This is a genomic window from Roseburia sp., from assembly GCF_041325975.1.
Taxonomy (GTDB): domain Bacteria; phylum Bacillota; class Clostridia; order Lachnospirales; family Lachnospiraceae; genus Roseburia; species Roseburia rectibacter.
Genome location: NZ_JBGLEJ010000004.1, coordinates 1,395,436 through 1,411,585, shown reverse-complemented (window position 1 = coordinate 1,411,585; position 16,150 = coordinate 1,395,436). Strand labels below are relative to the sequence as shown.

Below are 16,150 nucleotides of genomic sequence, written 5' to 3'. Positions count from 1 at the left end.
TTGCATAAATCTTAAAAATGTCTCAGTAGCTCAGTTGGATAGAGCACACGCCTCCTAAGCGTGGGGTCGGAGGTTCAAATCCTCTCTGGGACGCCAGAAAGCACCGCTGCAAGCCTTTTTTCGGGGTTTGCAGCGTTTTTTTGTTCCTCCTTCTCCCGGTAATTTCACTTCCGTTACCGGGAGATTTTTATGCGCCGCATGATGTATATTTGCTAATTGGACTCGAACGCTTTTCAGAAATTTGCTAAGAAAATTCTGCGTTTTGCTAATTCGATTTTTCGGATCACTTTGCCGGGGCTTGCGCCGCTATCAGGGCTGCGAGCGCACTTGCCAGCTCCGGCGACTTCTGAAGCTGCTCCACAAGGCTTTCAAGGTCCAGGGTCGCAGGCTCCGATTTTGCCGGTTCCTCTGGCGGACGGACATTGCGAAGATCAGGCTTGGCATAGAAGGCAGTCTCGAATTTCTGAGCATTGACCTTTCTATCCTCGTCCAGAATGTGAGCATAGATACTGGTTATCATGTCGATCTCGGCATGGCCTGTATCGCCCTGGGTGGCTTTCAGATCGCCGTGGTTCAGTTTTAGCTTGTAGGTGGTACTGGAATGACGGAGAGAATGAAAGACCACCTTCGGCAACCCTGCGTCCTCACGGAGCTTTGCAAACTCTTTGAGGATGATCCGATCCTCGCAGGGCCGTCCATTGGGAAGTGCCACCACCAGATCGAAGTCCTGATATTCGTCGCCCAGGAAGCCTTTCAGCTCGTCCTGGGACTTCTTCCATTCCCGCAGGATGTAAGCCAGCGTTTTCGGCAGCCACACCTTACGGATACTGGAATCGGTTTTCGGCTTTTTCAGAATAATTCTTGTGCTGGTGTTCGGCATGAGCGGAGTGAAGATGTAATAGATATCCTTCTCACCCAGCGTTTCAATCGCCCGTTTGGAAGCCCTCGTCAGCTCCTTGTCGATGTAGACATAGGCGTTATCCGCCGCAATATCTTCATCAGAAATATGGACGTTTTCCCAGGTCAACCCCAGGATTTCACCCATACGCAGAGAGCAGGCAAAGGAAAGGTTCATTGCTACATAGAGCTTGCTGTCCGTGCATTTGTCCAGGGCAAGACGGATCATATCCGCTGTCCAGATATCCCGTTTCGCATACTCCGTTTTCGGGAGGATCACATTGTCAAAGGGATTTCTTGCAATGATTTCCCATCGTACCGCCTGCTTAAACGCACACCGCAGGAGTTTGATGATCTTTTCAATGGTCTTGTCGCTGACATAGGTGGTAACGGCCTTTCGGGTCTTGGTAGACACCGACTTGGTTTTCTGTAAGGTTTGGATATAACCGTCAACCGCACGAGGAGTAACCGCCTGTACCTCCATATCACCGATGATCGGATTGATATAGTTCGCAATCAGTGCCGTTTGGCCGTCATACATAGACACGCCCCATTTCTTTTCTCCGTAAAGAGATACGAAGTCATAAAGGAACTCGGTGATCGTCTGATTGCTTGGAGGGAGAAAAGTTCCCGTGTGCTGCTGATTTTCGATTTCCGCCTTGCGCTTCAAGGCCTCTTTGTGGGTATGCCAGGTTTCCCACTTCTGTTTGGTTTCTCCGTTTTCATCCACATAGTTGTAAACAACGGAATAGTTTTTCTTTCGCTTGATTATAGATGCCATATCGTTCTTCCTTTCTTGGATCACAGGTCGAGGGAGTCAAGCCACTCGTCAAATGACCGCTTGGAAATGCGTATGGCGTTACCAATTCGCACGATTTTGAAGTGCCCTTCTTTTACAAGGATATATGCGGAAGTTCTTCCGATACCCAAAATTTGAGCAATATCGTCAACCGTATATGTCCTTCTTTCAGGGGTTTCTTTTTTCGTGCCGTTCCATGTTTGAGACATGAGAACCCCCTTTCAGTTATGAAAAGGAACAGCACGAATATGTGTGGGTAATATAACTTCCACCATCATTTTACCGTGCTGCTCCGTGTTTGTCTGCTGCTAATTGAAAAGTTTACGATCTATCCATAAACTTTCAAAAAAGAAAAGTAGGCTTACGGACGGCTGTTGGCATAGCTCCACGGGAGTTTCACCCCGGCCCATGCTGATGGGTGCGGCGCACAATGCTTTGTGGGCGTTCAATGCGCGAGTATCTTTAACCCTGCCCGTGTGTCATCGCCCACAAGCTGCCACGCTTGCTTTGCGGTCTGGCGTTGTTCGCTCGCCCGTTACAGTGGTCCCGTCCTGCGGACTTGAAACGAGGTCATGGCGCACCGGCCGTATGGCTCGGCACAAACAGGAATGTATCCGTTTGCCTTATACTGCGGCGTTGGCCTCCCAACGGGCTTTCTTTGTCAAGGAGCTATACGGGGACGCCGCGTGGAAAGGGGGAAAACACGCAGCGCCCGGCCCTGGGTCAGTTCAGATCAAAGCCCAGGATGGAGATAATCAGCTTCGTTTCCAGCCGCCGGCGCAAATCTTCATCTACCTGGGGACGAGGAAAACCGTCAAGGTCATAGCTTGTCCTCGTAGACAGCGCGGCGATGTAGCCGGAATAGTGCCGGACTACCCGGTTCACCGCTTCGGGGTTGCCCCCGACAGCGGCGGCGATCACCGGATAAGGGATCAGCGACGCCCGCGTGCACGCAGATTTAATCATCCGCTTCACCTCCCATCAGCTCCTTCAGCAGCCGATAGGCTTTCTGCCTGCGGGTGTTGACCGTCCGGCGGGCCATGTTCATGTACTCGGCGATCTCGCGGTCTGCCATGTCCAGGAACCAGTACATCAGGAAGATGTCCCGGTTATTCTGGGGCAGGGCGTTCAGCGCCTCGGCCAGTCGGTCATCCTCAATCAGGATCACAGCGCCTCCCACGGGGAAGGCCGTGTATTCCCAGGAGTAGCGGTCATAAACCGCAAGCTGGGCCAATTCCTCCTCCGACAGTTCGCTGAACAATGCCTCACACTTCTGGCGGCGGCTGATCTCACGATAGCCGTTGTACGCCTCGTATTTCAGCACCTTCTTGCAGTAGCTGTCAAAGGCGTGCTGCTTGTGCTCGTAGTGGCGGTCAGGTTTCAAGTTCTCACCTCCCTTCGTGCCGGGAGGCAGTTCTTTTCTTCCCCTTTCGCTCACTACTCGTTCAGCGATAGGCCGTTTTGGCTTCGTTGCGGGGGGATTATATGTAATTTTCTTGCCGCTCATAGATAAGCTCCTTTCGTTTCGTTCAGGCCAGTGGGTCAGAGCGAAACGGGGCGGGGAGCGGCACCGGGGGCAAGGTTCGGGCCATGATGGCCCGATGTTCCAGCCCCATAGGTATGAAAAAGCGCCCGGACAGCAAAAAGCCATTCGAGCGCAAAAAATACGGTATTCAGTTATATTTTGACAATTTTCGCGCTGCCTGCCAGACGAGGCCGGTTCGGTGGCCGGGCTTTTTTGTCGATAGTGCAAATATCGTCTGAATTTGTCGGCGGTCAGTGTGCTTCATGGCGGCTCCCTCCTAAAGCCGCCATGTCAGCGTATGGGCAACACTCCTTTGTTGAGGGCATAAAGAACGGCGGCCTTGATTTATTCAAAGCCGCCGCAGCGATAAATAAGCATGGGTAGTGTCTGTCGAACGACGGCTTTTTTTCTTTTGCCGTCGTCCGGCAGATGAATGAAAAATTATTGTATTTCGAGTGTCACAGTCAATACATTGGATTTAATTTCAGCAGAAACATTTCCGCCCAGTTTATCCGTCAGTAACTTTACAACCGCAAGTCCTACTCCTGTACCACTGTTGTGTCTGGATGCATCCCCTGTATAAAATCGTTCAAAGAGGCGGGCGGGATTTATTTCAGTTTTGCTATCAATCGGATTTTCAATCGTGAAAATAGCCCTATTTTCCCTTGCCTGCTTTAAGCTCATTTTTATGTCGCCGGATGAATAACGTATCGCATTTGTCAAAAGATTTTGTAAAATCCTTTCCACCATGCTGTAATCAGAATTGAGATAGACAGAATGGGGTGGCAAATCAATTTCAGGGGATATATTTTTTGCTTCCAATGCAGGAGCATTTTCTGTAATAAGATTTATCAGCAAATTAGACAGGTTAAAATCTTCTCGCCGGGGTGTTATCTGCTCGGCATCCAAAATAGACAGGTCATAAAAAGTCTGTACCAATTCTTTCATTCTTTCTGCTTTGTGAAAAATGGTTTCTATTCGCTGTGCTTGCCTGTCTGTCAGAGGTTCTTTTCTTAATAGCTGTAAATGTCCGAGTATAACGGTCAATGGTGTCCGCAGGTCATGTGAAATATTTGCAATCGACTCTTTCAGATAGTTCTCGTGGCGTAGCGTACTGGCAATCAACTGCCTTTGATTATCGTTATACTGGTTTAGTATTCCTGCCAGTTGTTCCAAATCTTTGTCAATTAAAGAGATGTCCAGCATTTTCTCAGATTTGCCATTTACCAATTCAGCTATCTGTTTTGATAGATTGCGGATTTGCCGTTTTGTTTGTAGATATTTGAATAGCAAGATAAGCAACAGCAAAAATACAATCAATAGCAGTAGCTCTATTTTAGACACCTCCCTCTTTCCGTTTTCTAATTGAAATCTACTTTAATTCACATTTCCGAAAGCTGCACCATGATAAAATCAACAGCGCAACGACCCAAACAATTCCAATCAAAATCGGGAATGGTTGGAAGATTGCTGTGCTGGTAACTGCCTCCCTTATTTGATAAGTTGGCAAAAAAGCTACTGGAAATTTCAACATCATTCCAAAACCCAGATAAAGACTAAGTACAAACGTCGTAACGGCTGTAACAGCAATCGCTTTTGCAGAATTACGCAGTGAAAAGCAAATCCAGATTGCAATGAAAAAAGTAGCACTGTTCAAAAGTAAAGAGTATAGAACCGCCTTAGCAGCCTGATAAATAAAGTTCCCTCCATCAATAAATCCAAATCTGAAAAATTCTCTTATACACCCGGCAATGGGATAAACAAGAGCCATGACGTTAAAGGCAATCAAATATGTGATTACCTTTGAAAAGAAGATTGATTTTCTGGAATGGCCCGCAGTTATTTCAAGATCGACTGTCCGGTAAGAAAACTCCTGTCCTAAAATCAAAGCTAAAATACTGGACATCAGAATGAGAAGAAATGTAGAGTCATAAACCATTCCGTTGAAAATATCCGCAAGGGAAGTAGCAGCCCCGCCGGTTGTCCCCATAACTTCCGGGACATAAGTTTCTGCCGTAAAAAAGCCAATTAGAAAGATGCCGACCATGCCACACCAATACAAGAAATTATGTGATAATTGGTATCTTTCCATTTTTAATAGATTACTCATTTCGACACCTCCCTGTCACTTCAAGTCAGAACGCCTAAATCCCAAATAAGCGCCAAAATATAAAATGAATATCCACCAAAAATCCGTGAAAACAAATTGCACCATAGATGGGGTAAATTGCTGTAATGCAATCAGTCGGAGCTGTCCCATTGGCAATATTCGCGAAATAAAGAGTGCCTGATCTCCATTCATCAAGAATATCATCAGGAAAAAGAGAACCATCGGGACAGCTAAAGTTTTTCCTATATCACGAAACAGAAAAGCAAAGAAAAACGGTAACAGGCACATTGCAAATAAAGAAACCAAAACTGCCAAAACGGTATAGAGATTGCCGCTAACACTCACGAAACTTTCTTTGAAGCAAATCCCTCCAATCAATCCATGTACCAGTAATGGTAAAGCTAAAATCGTCATGCAGGCTATTTGATAGGCGACCAGTTTTGCAAGTAATATCTGTCCTCGGTTATGGCCTGCAATGATATATGATTGCAGCGTTCTTTGTCCAAAGTCATTTCCAACAAACAACGCAGAAAAGACGATTGCCAGAAAAAAGAGAATAGGCACATTATATAGTGATGCAAAGAATAGACTGGATGTTTCTCCAATACTGTCTAACAGCAGCACACTGCTCAAAAAAAGATTAAACGCCACAATCCCCCAAAAGTACCGGCTATGAAACAGTTTATAAAACTCAGTATTTAGGAGATTTAGCATTTTCTGAACCTCCTATCTTACTTAAAAAGTAATCTTCCAATGTATCGCCGGATACAGAAAGCCCTGTAACGAGGATATGCGCATCCGACAAAACAGCCGCGACTTTTTCCAAATCATCAAGATAATCGTACAGGCGAATTGTCCCATCCGGCATCAACTTGAAATTTTCTGTATGAAGTTTTTCTTCCAATACAAGCAGCGCCTTTTGCGGGTCGGTAGCCTTGATTGCAATATGCCGTTTACACCGTTCATTCAATTCTTGATCGGAGATTTCTTCAATGATTTTTCCTTTGTCAATTAAAATAAATTCTGTTGCAGTTTGGTATAATTCTTCCAAAATATGGCTGGACACCAAAATTGTCATACCATATTCCTTGTTCAAGGATTTCAGCAAATTTCTGACTTCGACAATCCCGGCAGGGTCAAGTCCGTTGATCGGTTCATCGAGAATTAAAAATTCTGGCGTGTTCAAGAGAGCGATTGCAATTCCCAGCCGTTGCCTCATACCCAAAGAAAAATTACGAACACTCTTTTTGCCAGTGTCCTTTAAGCCAACCATATTCAAAGTCTTTTCAATCACTGCTTTATCGGGGATGCCGCGTTGGATGCGTTGTATCTCCATATTTTGATAAGCTGTCATGGCCGGAAAGAGTGCAGGTGTTTCAATCATGCAGCCAATCCGCTTTCTCTGTTCCTGCAAATCTTTTGCCGAACTCTTTCCCCATAAGTCTAAAGTACCGCTGGTCAGGAAAGCCAGCCCTGTAACCAATCGCAGAAAAGTAGTTTTACCTGCTCCGTTCTGACCGATAAAACCGTAGATTTTCCCTTTCTCAATTTGCAAGTCAATATGATCTAAGGCAACAGTATGCCGGTATTTTTTTGTCAGACTATGTGCCTGTAAAATGATGGAACTCATGTTATCAACCTCCTTTATGATTGATTGTAAGAGGCAATCATAAAGAATTTCTTAAATCCAAACAGAAATCTTTAAAAAATGTCTAAAGCCAGAGGTCTAATCTCTGGCTTTGTGTAAACGGTATCCAATACCCCAAACAGTATCAATAAAGTCCTTGTCCGGGCAAACGGCTTTTAATTTGTTACGGAGATTACTTATATGAACATTTAATGTGTTATCCTCACTGATATACTCGGTGTTCCAAACACTTTGAAATAAATTTGCTTTTGAGAATATTTTATCCGGGTATTTCATCAGCAACTCTAAAATTGCAAATTCTTTTGCCGTCAAAGTCAATTCGCTGCCTTGCAAAAAGGCGGTATTATCGTTCAAATCCAAAATCAAATCGCCATGACGTAAATAGGTAGGAGTATCTTTTTGAAACTGCACTCGACGGAGATTACTTTCAATTCTGGCCAGAACTTCCTCCATATCAAACGGTTTTGTAATATAATCATCTGCACCGAGACGCAGTAAATCTATTTTGTTTTGCGTTGTTCCTTTGGCGGAAATAATGATGATTGGAACCGTAGAACATTCTCTTACCGCTGTAAGTACGGTATCACCATTTCGATATGGAAGCATAATATCAAGCAAAATCAAGTCGATATTATTTTCCCGCAGGCAATCCAATACATGAAGCCCGTCATATTGGCAAAAAACTTCATATCCATTTTCCTGCAAAAATTCAGCTAATAACTTGCTGATTTCCAAATCATCCTCAACCAACAGAATTTTCATTTTCGTTTTTCACCTGCTTTTTATATCGTCTATCGGCGGGTTTGTCTGTTTCCTTGGGGATCAACCAAACACCGGCCATTTTCACAGCGCCGGGAATACGGCCCTCGACGCAGTAATAGTTGACTTGACGGGACGAAACGCCCCATTTCTCGCTTGCCTCTTTGAGTGTCATATAGTCCATATTTGCACCTCCGACAACATTTCTTATTATATTTCATTTGCTCGAAGAATACAAGGCATGATATATCTATCATATATTTGTGCTCATATCTCGGTACAATGCAGCCAAAATCTCCGTTTCAAATTGTAGTATTGATAGAGGGAAAACGAGGGAAGGGTTACGGTAGCAAGCACAGCAAGCGAGTACCCGCTTGCTAATTTTGAGATTTTCAGGTCCCTTGCCCGAAAATTCAAAATTGCTTGTTGGGATAATCCCAAACCCTTATGAAGAACGGAGGCGGCGCATGGCGAACCGAAAGCGGAATATCCAAATGAAATTCTATGTCACGGAGGACGAAAAACGGCTCATAGATGAGAAAATGAGCCAGCTACCCACACGCAGATATGGCGCATATCTCCGCAAGATGGCGATTGACGGGTATATCATCTATACGGACACCGCAGATATCAAGGCCTTCACCAAAGAGCTTTCTGCCATTGGCCGGAATATCAACCAGATCGCCAAGCGGATCAACGCCGGAGGCCCTGCGTATCAGGCTGACATGGACGAGATACGGGAAAGGCTGGACGAGATATGGCAGTTACAAAGACACATCCTATCAAGTCAACGCTGAAAGCGGCCATTGACTATATCTGCAACCCGGAAAAGACGGACGGAAAACTGCTTGTTTCTTCCTATGGCTGCGCCGCCGAAACTGCGGATATCGAATTTGCCTGGACCCGCCGCCATGCCATCGACAAGGGAACGAACCTGGGCCGTCACCTCATCCAAGCCTTTCAGCCTGGGGAGGTCACGCCGGAACAGGCCCATGAGATCGGCATGGAGCTTGCAAAAGAAATCCTGGGCGGCAAGTATGAATTTGTACTTACCACCCATATAGACAAAGATCATGTTCATAACCACCTGATTTTCAATGCGGTCAGCTTTGCGGATCACAAGCACTATCATTCCAACAAGCGGAGTTATCACTATATCCGCCGCACTTCGGACCGGCTTTGCAAAGAACACGGTCTGTCCGTCATCATCCCAGGACAGGACAAGGGCAAGAGCTATATTGAACATCAGGCTACGCAGAACGGCACCAGCTATAAGGCAAAGCTGAAAGCGGCCATTGACCGGCTCCTGCCAGCCTGTTCCGATTTAGAAGAACTGCTTCGTCGCCTGCGGAGAGAAGGCTATGAGATCAAGCGGGGCAAATATATCTCCGCCAGAGCGCCGGATCAGGAACGATTCACCCGTCTGAAAACCCTGGGTGCGGACTACACCGAAGAAGCCCTTGCTACCCGGATCGCCGGACGCGCCAGACCTTCCCGCCAGCCGAAACAGCAGGACGGAAAGATCAGCTTGCTCATTGATATTCAGAACAACATCAAGGCGCAGCAGAGTGCAGGCTTCACCCATTGGGCGAAACTGAACAATCTGAAACAGGCCGCCAAGACCATGAATTTCCTGACCGAACACGGGATAAGCAGTTATGGAGAACTGGAAAGCAAACTGACCGCAGTATCCGCACGCAGGGATACCGCTCATACAGAAATCAAGCGAATAGAAAGCAGAAGTGCCGAACTTACCCTTGTGATGAAGCACGCTGAAACTTACCGTCAGCTAAAGCCGATCTATGACCGATACCGCAAATCGAATAATAAAGAAAAGTTCCTGCGGGGGCATGAGAGCGAGATCATCCTTTTTGAAGCGGCCGCCAGAGAATTGAAGCGGCTGGGGACTGTGCCGCTGCCGACAACAGAAAGCATGAAAACGGAACTCGCCAACCTTGCCGCAGAAAGGGAACGGCTCCTTGCGGAGTATAAGGCCGCCAGGAGCGCGGTGCAGGAATATGAGACCGTAAAGCAGAATGTGGATGCGTTGCTGGCCGTTCCAAAGGAACAGGAACAACAGCGGCGGCATGAGCTGGAATAATTTTCTCCGAAAGGTGCTGGGCGCGGTGTCCGGCATCTTGTATAATGGAACTGCGGAAGGAGGTTTTCCTGATGACAAGAAGCGAAGTAATCAAGGTATTTTTCTTCAAAAGTGTACTGCCCGTGACCGTGGCACTGATCCTGTATTGTATCTTCAAATCCGCCTGCATGAAGAACGGAGAGCTTGACTATGTATGGCTCTGGATACTCTGCGGACTGCCGTTTGGCCTCCATCGGATGTGCCTCTGGATCGTACCGGGTGGTGGCTCCCTGGGTGGAGGGATTGCCCTGTTTGCATTGAACTTCATTATCGGCGGCGTGATTGGCGGTTTCGTTCTGGCATGGCGGCTGATTGTGGCAGTGTGGTATGTGCCGCTGACGGTGTACCGGCTGATCGTTGGATGACTTTCTTGCGTCATGGAAATATGGAAAACTGCCGCTCGTGCCGATGGAAAAGCCATTCACAACCTGATGGAAAAAGGCAAGCCTTTTCCACAGGTCTGCAAACAACTTTCCCACAGCCTCGCAATTCTGGCAGTTTACGCACATTCCCACAACGCCTACTACGGCGAAATTTGCTTCTCTTATAGAAATAGAACCCCTTTCATGGTAAAATAAAAATACATACTCTAAGGAGGTTGAAGCGCATGGACGAAAGCAATTCCATCCAGCTTTTTGAAGATAGAAAAATACGCACCGCATGGGACGAAGAACAGGAAGAATGGTATTTCTCTGTTGTGGATGTTATCGCCGTCCTGACAGATAGCTCCAATCCAACAGACTATCTCAAAAAAATGCGCAAGCGTGATGAACAGCTTGCAAGCTACCTGGGGACAAATTGTCCCCAGGTAGCAATGATGGGCGCAACAGGCAAAAAGCGTAAAGTGCTGGCGGCAACGGCCGAACAGCTTTTACGCATTATTCAGTCTATCCCATCACCAAAAGCCGAACCGTTCAAACTCTGGCTTGCTCAGGTCGGCCGTGAACGCATTGAAGAAACGATTGACCCGGAACAGGCAATCGACCGCGCATTAGAGACCTACCAGAAAAAGGGGTATGATACAGACTGGATTCATCAGCGGCTTCTTTCTATCCGTGTCCGTAATGAGCTTACCGCAGAATGGCAGGAGCGCGGCGTACAGCAAGGCAAAGAATATGCCATTCTCACCGATGAGATCACGAAAGCATGGTCCGGCATGACTACTCGGCAATATAAGAAGCTGAAAGGTCTGAAAAAAGAAAATCTCCGTGACAATATGAGTACGATGGAAATTGTGCTGAATATGTTGGCAGAGGCGACAACCACAGAGTTGTCAAAGGCGCACCAGCCGGAAGGTTTTTCTGAAAGTCAGAAGATCGCCCACCGCGGCGGCAGCTATGCCGGTCAGGTTCGACAGGATATCGAAAAGGATACCGGGCGTCCGGTCATCACATCGCAGAACGCCGCACAGCTTAATGCCGTAGTCGTTGACATGATAGAAAGTGTAGCGGAAACGGAAAAGCCTGATAATGACGAAAACAAATAAAAAAGCGGGAGTACAGCCGATCGGACGAACCGAAAAGCTGTACTCCCTTTTTATGTGTCAGAAAGTGTTTGAAATCAAGCCTTTTTCTACATGTGCCAGTAAGCAGACCGACACATGAGAAATCATAAAGGCTCCCTTTGAAAATACGGATACAGGGAATTATTCTGCGTTTTTCGCCCCCTTATCCTCACAGATTTTAGACCGTTTGGAACTGTAATGCGGACAAGCGACCAGACATACCCGGAAACTCTGCTTGCAACCGTGAACACATTTTTTGCAGATATGGTTATACTGCCGCCTGCCGTTCTCGCCCAGGAAGAACGCCCATTCCAGCCGCCACTTCTTGCTTCGGCTCATAGGCAGTCATGCTCCGGCACATCACGACCGGGCTTCTTTCCCTCCGGGGGTTTGTGCTCGGCACACTCCCGTTTTGCGTCCTCCAACCGCTCACGGATGGAAAGCTTCTCCGGCGTTATCCGTTCTGCGTACTCCTGGACCTTTTCCAATTCCTCGCCGCGTCTGCCGTTGTTGATAACGCCGTCGATCATGCCGTAGTCATCCTCCAACGTCATTTCGACCGTGCGGAGGGGATTATCCTTTTCCGGCTGCTCCGCTGCCACGGCAAAGGCCCGTGTGCCGTTTCCCATGATAAGATACTTTCCATCATCGGAAATATGGTGGACGCCGTAACCGGCCGCCTCCATCTGCTCCCGGCTCATAGCCGTCACCTGAAAGCTGCCCCTCGGTGTCTGCACACGCTCGCCGGTCTCAAAACGGTCTGGCAGAAAAGCGAGGTCTTGTTTCTCTGCCGGGACAGGGAGAACAACGATATTGCCATTGATCTGCATAAATCGTTCCGGCGTTTTGAACTGTTCCGTGTATTTCTGGATCAGTTCCGGGGACAGGGAGGAAAAATCTTCCTCACCAAGTCCAACCACCAGGAAAGTTCCTGCTACGATATCATAAATTTCTCCATTTTCATCCCGCAGTCCACGGTTCAGTTCAAGCCCTATGAGCTTTCCTTCATCATTACAAACCAGTGCCACCGGGTCAGAATAGGGATAGATTGCCCCAATATCACCGCCAACCTCTGCCTGCAGGGAATGAAGGTCGGAGTTGATCTCCTTCACATAGGGTTCCTTCATAGGCTCCACTACAAGCACAGTCATCTTTTCCGAGGCAGCCCTCTCCGCAGCGGACAGCATTTCATCCGCATGGGACTTCTCCGGGTCCTCCAAAGCTGCCTTGACCTCCGCCGGGTCAAAATCAAGAAATTCCTCATAGCCCGTGGCGTCCTTGAACTTTTCAATCTCCGAGGGAAGATAGTCCTCCTGCGTCTGCCCTAGTGCCGCCAGCTTTTCATCCAAAGCAGAAATGCGCCCTGCCATCAGGCTTTCGTAAAGTTCTTCCTTTGCGGCGTGTGCCTCCGGGTGCTCCGCCGCATACTGCGGATCGTTCTGACGGAAAAACTCGTCCATGTCAAAGGCGATATCCATAGCCCACTCGGATTTTTCTTCTTCGGGAAGATCATCCTGGAAAGTCATCACCCGGTATTCGTCGGGGATGCTGCCGCGTTCGCCGTCATAAAACTCATGGAAGCTGCTTCCGGTATCCCAGACATACCCCTGATCGGTGAAGGTGCCGTTTTCATCCATAGCGATATCCCGACCGTAGGCTTCATAGTCGATGTAGTTCTTCAGATGCTCCGGCACCTGCATGGCATCCAGTTCTTTGATGTAATAGCGCCCCAGATCGTCATAATCCTCGATATTGGGGTAAACCTCATAGCAATCTAGATTCTCGGTGAGGTTGATGATCTCCTGCAGGCTGCCGCAATGGTCGCCCATTTCCATACCGGCCTGAAACTGTGCGTATTCGCTTTCGCTCATTTCATCCAGCTTCGATGCCAGATAATTCAGCTCGTCCAGATTTTCATATTCACCCAGCTTACTGTAAAGACCGTCCACATAGCAGTCATAGTCCGTGATGAACCATTCCTCATAGGGCTGGCCGAAGTCATCCTTCTGGCCGATCCCGATCCGCTTAAATACTTCCTTCAATTCCTCGGCGGTGGTGGGAAACTTCACCCACTCGCCCACAAGCTCGCCCTCATTGTACTTTCCAAGATTGGTGATAAAGGCGGCAAAGGGATACTCCTTGTCGTGATCGTAATATGGCATATCAGCACCTCCTTACAGTTCCGGCGCAGACTTTTCCTTATGGGGCTGCACCTTGTTTTTCTCCGCACATTTCTTCTTGCCCTGTTCCAGCCGTTCCCGGATGGAGGGCTTTTTCTCCGGCTCCGCAGGGCGTTCATGCACCCACTCGTCGCCGGAGAGAGAAATGTATCCGTGTTCCGTAAAATGACCCTGTTCCTCCTGCATGGCGTACTCGCCAAACGGAACAGGGTCGATCGCTTTCAGAAGTTCCGGGGGCAGCAGCATATCCATGTGCTGTGCCAGATACCGCCACCCCAGATCATTCAGATCGTGGATATTGGGCTCAAATACGAAATAGTCGATGTTGTCCGCAAACTCCTTAAACTGCTCTGGTGTTGTCAACTTGAAGGGCGAGGTCTGCACCGCCGCCAGCACCTCCCGGTCCTCCGGGGAGAGGGCAGCCACCGCCGCCCTCACTTCGGGTAAATGTTCCAAAGTCTTATTTTCTGCCATTGACACCTTCCTTTCTTTTCGGAAATTCCAGTTTGAAGTTGATGTATTTCCCGCCCGTGTCATCCAGGATCACCGCAGCGTCATAAGCAGCCTGTTTCTTTTCAGACCACATTCCTTTTACATTGGTACGTCCCTTTTTCAGAAGGTCCGTTGCCATCTTCTTTGTCAGCTCCTTCTTGCGGCTCGTCCAGAAGCGGTCATTTTTCCAGAGGACGAAACCGCAGGACCGATCCGAACACGCAAAGTTCTTCTTGCCCTCATAAACCGGCTGGCCGCAGCGGGGGCAGGTACCGATCACTTCCTTCTCCGGGGCAAACAGCTTTTTGCCATCCTCGGAAATGCAGGAATAGGTGGACACGATCTCCTGGATTATCGTGCGGATACCGTCCATGAAGGTATCCGGGTCAGCATTGCCCTTTGCGATCTCCGTCAATTTCTGTTCCCATTCCGCCGTCAGCATGGGAGAGGTCAGCGGCTCCGGCAGAACAGTGACAAGGTTGATACCGGCTTTTGTGGGGATCAGGCTCTTGCCCTTTCGCTCCACAAATCCGGCTGCCACCAGCTTTTCGATGATTGCCGCCCTGGTCGCAGGCGTGCCAAGACCTTTCCGCTCCGCCTCATCGGGAATACCATCCTTGCCTGCGTTCTCCATAGCGGACAGGAGGGTATCTTCGGTATAGGGCTTCGGCGGCTGGGTGAAATGCTCGGTAACAGAAACCTTCGCACCGTCAAAAGTCTGTCCTTCGGTGAAGTCTGGGAGCGTGCCGCCGTCCCCGTCCGCAGGCTTTTCTTTTAGGGAGGTACGGAAAATGCGGTCGATCTCCCGCCAGCCTTCGGAGAGGATGCGCTTGCCCTTTGCGGTGAAGGAATAGCCGCCGCAGTCAAATGTGGCCGTGACCGTCTCATACACATACGGCTCTGCCAACGCACACAGCAGCTTGCAGCAGACCAGTAGGAACAAATTGCGCTCGCCCAGGGGCAGAGCCTTGATATCCGCTTTTTCAATCTCCATCGTGGGAATAATGGCGTGATGGTCGGATACGTCCTTGTCGGAAATCATGGCCTCCACCAGCGGAAAGAAGTTGCCGCAGCCATCAAAGGGCGGCAGCTTTGCCGCCAGGTGGATCACGCAGGAAGCCGTTTCTGCCATGTCGGAGGTCAGATACCGGCTGTCCGTGCGGGGATAGGTCAGCAGCTTCTTTTCGTAGAGGCTCTGGGCGTAGTCAAGGGTCTGTTTCGCCGTGTATCCGAACAGGCGGTTTGCCTCACGCTGCAAGGTGGTAAGGTCATAGAGTTTCGGCGGTTGCTCTTTCTTCTGCTCACGGGTAACAGAGGTACAGGTGACGGTCGCACCCTTGCACATGGCCGCTGCCTGTTCCGCCGCTGCCGAATCGGTGAATTTCTCCGACACCGCCTCAGCTCCGTCCAGCATCAGGCGCAGCAGATGATATTTCTCTTTGTGGAACAGTGTGATTTTTGCGTCACGTTCTGCCAACATTGCCAGCGTAGGCGTCTGCACACGGCCCACATTCAGGGTGCGGTGATAGAGGACGGAGAAAAGACGAGTGGCATTGATCCCCACCAGCCAATCCGCTTTCTGGCGGCAGAGTGCTGATTGATATAGGGCTTCATAATCGGTGCCGGGGCGCAGATCAGAAAAGCCCTCTCGGATAGCGCTGTCCTCCATAGAAGAAATCCAAAGACGGAGGATTGGCTTACGGCAGCCAGCCATTTCATACACCAGACGGAAAATCAGTTCCCCTTCACGCCCGGCGTCACAGGCATTGACAATGGTATCCACATCGGAGCGGTCCATCAGGGCACGGAGATTTTCAAAAGCGTTCTCCTTACCCGGTACCAGCACATAGCGGAACGGCTCCGGCAGAATGGGAAGATCGTCATAGCGCCATTTCTTGAAATACTCGTTATAGCCGCCAGCATCCATCGGGGATACTAGGTGTCCCACGCACCAGGATACGAGAAGGCCGTTGCCTTCATAAAAGCCATCGACCCTGGATGAAGCACCCAGGGCCGACGCGATAGATTTTGCTACGTTCGGTTTTTCTGCGATAATCAGTTTCAATTTATACCTCCTATGTTGAAAAGTTCAGTAT

At 48.7% G+C, this 16,150-nt stretch carries 17 protein-coding genes and 1 tRNA gene; 5 read left to right on the top strand and 13 right to left on the bottom strand.

The window, feature by feature from the left end:
- Positions 1–19: 19 nt before the first annotated feature.
- Positions 20–96 (top strand) — tRNA-Arg (locus tag ACDD58_RS10175).
- Between the two features lie 187 nt (positions 97–283).
- Here the strand turns inward: ACDD58_RS10175 and xerC are convergent.
- From xerC to ACDD58_RS10125, 10 genes are all read right to left on the bottom strand, one after another.
- The gene (xerC, locus tag ACDD58_RS10170) at positions 284–1,678 is read right to left on the bottom strand and encodes a tyrosine recombinase XerC (protein WP_187115995.1); all 1,395 of its coding nucleotides are present in this window, start codon (positions 1,676–1,678) and stop codon (positions 284–286) included.
- Between the two features lie 20 nt (positions 1,679–1,698).
- Positions 1,699–1,905, bottom strand: coding sequence for a helix-turn-helix domain-containing protein (locus ACDD58_RS10165; RefSeq protein ID WP_005541444.1), 207 nt, complete (start codon positions 1,903–1,905; stop codon positions 1,699–1,701).
- A 514-nt stretch (positions 1,906–2,419) separates the two neighbouring features.
- The gene (locus ACDD58_RS10160) at positions 2,420–2,662 is read right to left on the bottom strand and encodes a helix-turn-helix domain-containing protein (protein ID WP_025654191.1); all 243 of its coding nucleotides are present in this window, start codon (positions 2,660–2,662) and stop codon (positions 2,420–2,422) included.
- Complete coding sequence (locus ACDD58_RS10155; protein WP_370777287.1) at positions 2,655–3,203, bottom strand: RNA polymerase sigma factor; 549 nt, start codon at positions 3,201–3,203, stop codon at positions 2,655–2,657. The genes ACDD58_RS10160 and ACDD58_RS10155 overlap by 8 nt, the downstream gene beginning before the upstream one ends.
- Before the next feature lie 459 nt (positions 3,204–3,662).
- Complete coding sequence (locus ACDD58_RS10150; RefSeq protein WP_118623783.1) at positions 3,663–4,565, bottom strand: sensor histidine kinase KdpD; 903 nt, start codon at positions 4,563–4,565, stop codon at positions 3,663–3,665.
- Between the two features lie 28 nt (positions 4,566–4,593).
- Positions 4,594–5,331, bottom strand: coding sequence for an ABC transporter permease (locus ACDD58_RS10145; protein WP_317393083.1), 738 nt, complete (start codon positions 5,329–5,331; stop codon positions 4,594–4,596).
- Between the two features lie 15 nt (positions 5,332–5,346).
- A complete protein-coding gene (locus tag ACDD58_RS10140; protein WP_370777284.1) occupies positions 5,347–6,045 on the bottom strand; it encodes an ABC transporter permease in 699 nt (232 codons plus the stop codon).
- Positions 6,023–6,961 (bottom strand): ATP-binding cassette domain-containing protein, encoded by a 939-nt coding sequence (locus tag ACDD58_RS10135; protein ID WP_370777283.1) that lies wholly within the window; start codon positions 6,959–6,961, stop codon positions 6,023–6,025. The genes ACDD58_RS10140 and ACDD58_RS10135 overlap by 23 nt, the downstream gene beginning before the upstream one ends.
- A 96-nt stretch (positions 6,962–7,057) precedes the next feature.
- Complete coding sequence (locus ACDD58_RS10130) at positions 7,058–7,741, bottom strand: response regulator transcription factor (protein WP_256272297.1); 684 nt, start codon at positions 7,739–7,741, stop codon at positions 7,058–7,060.
- Positions 7,722–7,922: a helix-turn-helix domain-containing protein gene (locus ACDD58_RS10125; RefSeq protein WP_117541282.1), complete on the bottom strand. Its 201-nt coding sequence runs from the start codon at positions 7,920–7,922 to the stop codon at positions 7,722–7,724. Before ACDD58_RS10125 ends, ACDD58_RS10130 begins: the two co-directional genes overlap by 20 nt.
- A gap of 283 nt (positions 7,923–8,205) precedes the next feature.
- Here ACDD58_RS10125 and ACDD58_RS10120 point away from each other — a divergent pair, with 283 nt between their 5' ends.
- The 4 genes from ACDD58_RS10120 to ACDD58_RS10105 all read left to right on the top strand — a co-directional run bounded on the left by ACDD58_RS10120 (position 8,206) and on the right by ACDD58_RS10105 (position 11,364).
- On the top strand, positions 8,206–8,535 hold the full coding sequence (locus ACDD58_RS10120; RefSeq protein WP_071143469.1) for a MobC family plasmid mobilization relaxosome protein: 330 nt from the start codon (positions 8,206–8,208) through the stop codon (positions 8,533–8,535).
- Entirely contained in the window at positions 8,496–9,839 is a 1,344-nt protein-coding gene (locus tag ACDD58_RS10115; RefSeq protein ID WP_370777281.1) for a relaxase/mobilization nuclease domain-containing protein, read from the top strand. Before ACDD58_RS10120 ends, ACDD58_RS10115 begins: the two co-directional genes overlap by 40 nt.
- A 71-nt stretch (positions 9,840–9,910) precedes the next feature.
- A complete protein-coding gene (locus ACDD58_RS10110) occupies positions 9,911–10,243 on the top strand; it encodes a DUF6050 family protein (RefSeq protein WP_370777279.1) in 333 nt (110 codons plus the stop codon).
- Positions 10,244–10,485: 242 nt separating this feature from the next.
- Positions 10,486–11,364: a Bro-N domain-containing protein gene (locus ACDD58_RS10105; RefSeq protein WP_370777277.1), complete on the top strand. Its 879-nt coding sequence runs from the start codon at positions 10,486–10,488 to the stop codon at positions 11,362–11,364.
- Positions 11,365–11,717: 353 nt separating this feature from the next.
- Here the strand turns inward: ACDD58_RS10105 and ACDD58_RS10100 are convergent, their stop codons facing one another.
- Genes ACDD58_RS10100 through ACDD58_RS10090 form a run of 3 tightly spaced genes read right to left on the bottom strand, consistent with a single transcriptional unit; the run spans position 11,718 to position 16,119 of the window.
- Positions 11,718–13,544, bottom strand: a complete 1,827-nt coding sequence (locus tag ACDD58_RS10100; RefSeq protein WP_370777275.1) for an antirestriction protein ArdA — start codon at positions 13,542–13,544, stop codon at positions 11,718–11,720.
- Between the two features lie 12 nt (positions 13,545–13,556).
- Positions 13,557–14,036: a hypothetical protein gene (locus ACDD58_RS10095; protein ID WP_370777274.1), complete on the bottom strand. Its 480-nt coding sequence runs from the start codon at positions 14,034–14,036 to the stop codon at positions 13,557–13,559.
- Positions 14,023–16,119, bottom strand: coding sequence for a DNA topoisomerase 3 (locus ACDD58_RS10090; protein ID WP_370777272.1), 2,097 nt, complete (start codon positions 16,117–16,119; stop codon positions 14,023–14,025). The genes ACDD58_RS10095 and ACDD58_RS10090 overlap by 14 nt, the downstream gene beginning before the upstream one ends.
- Positions 16,120–16,150: the final 31 nt, after the last annotated feature.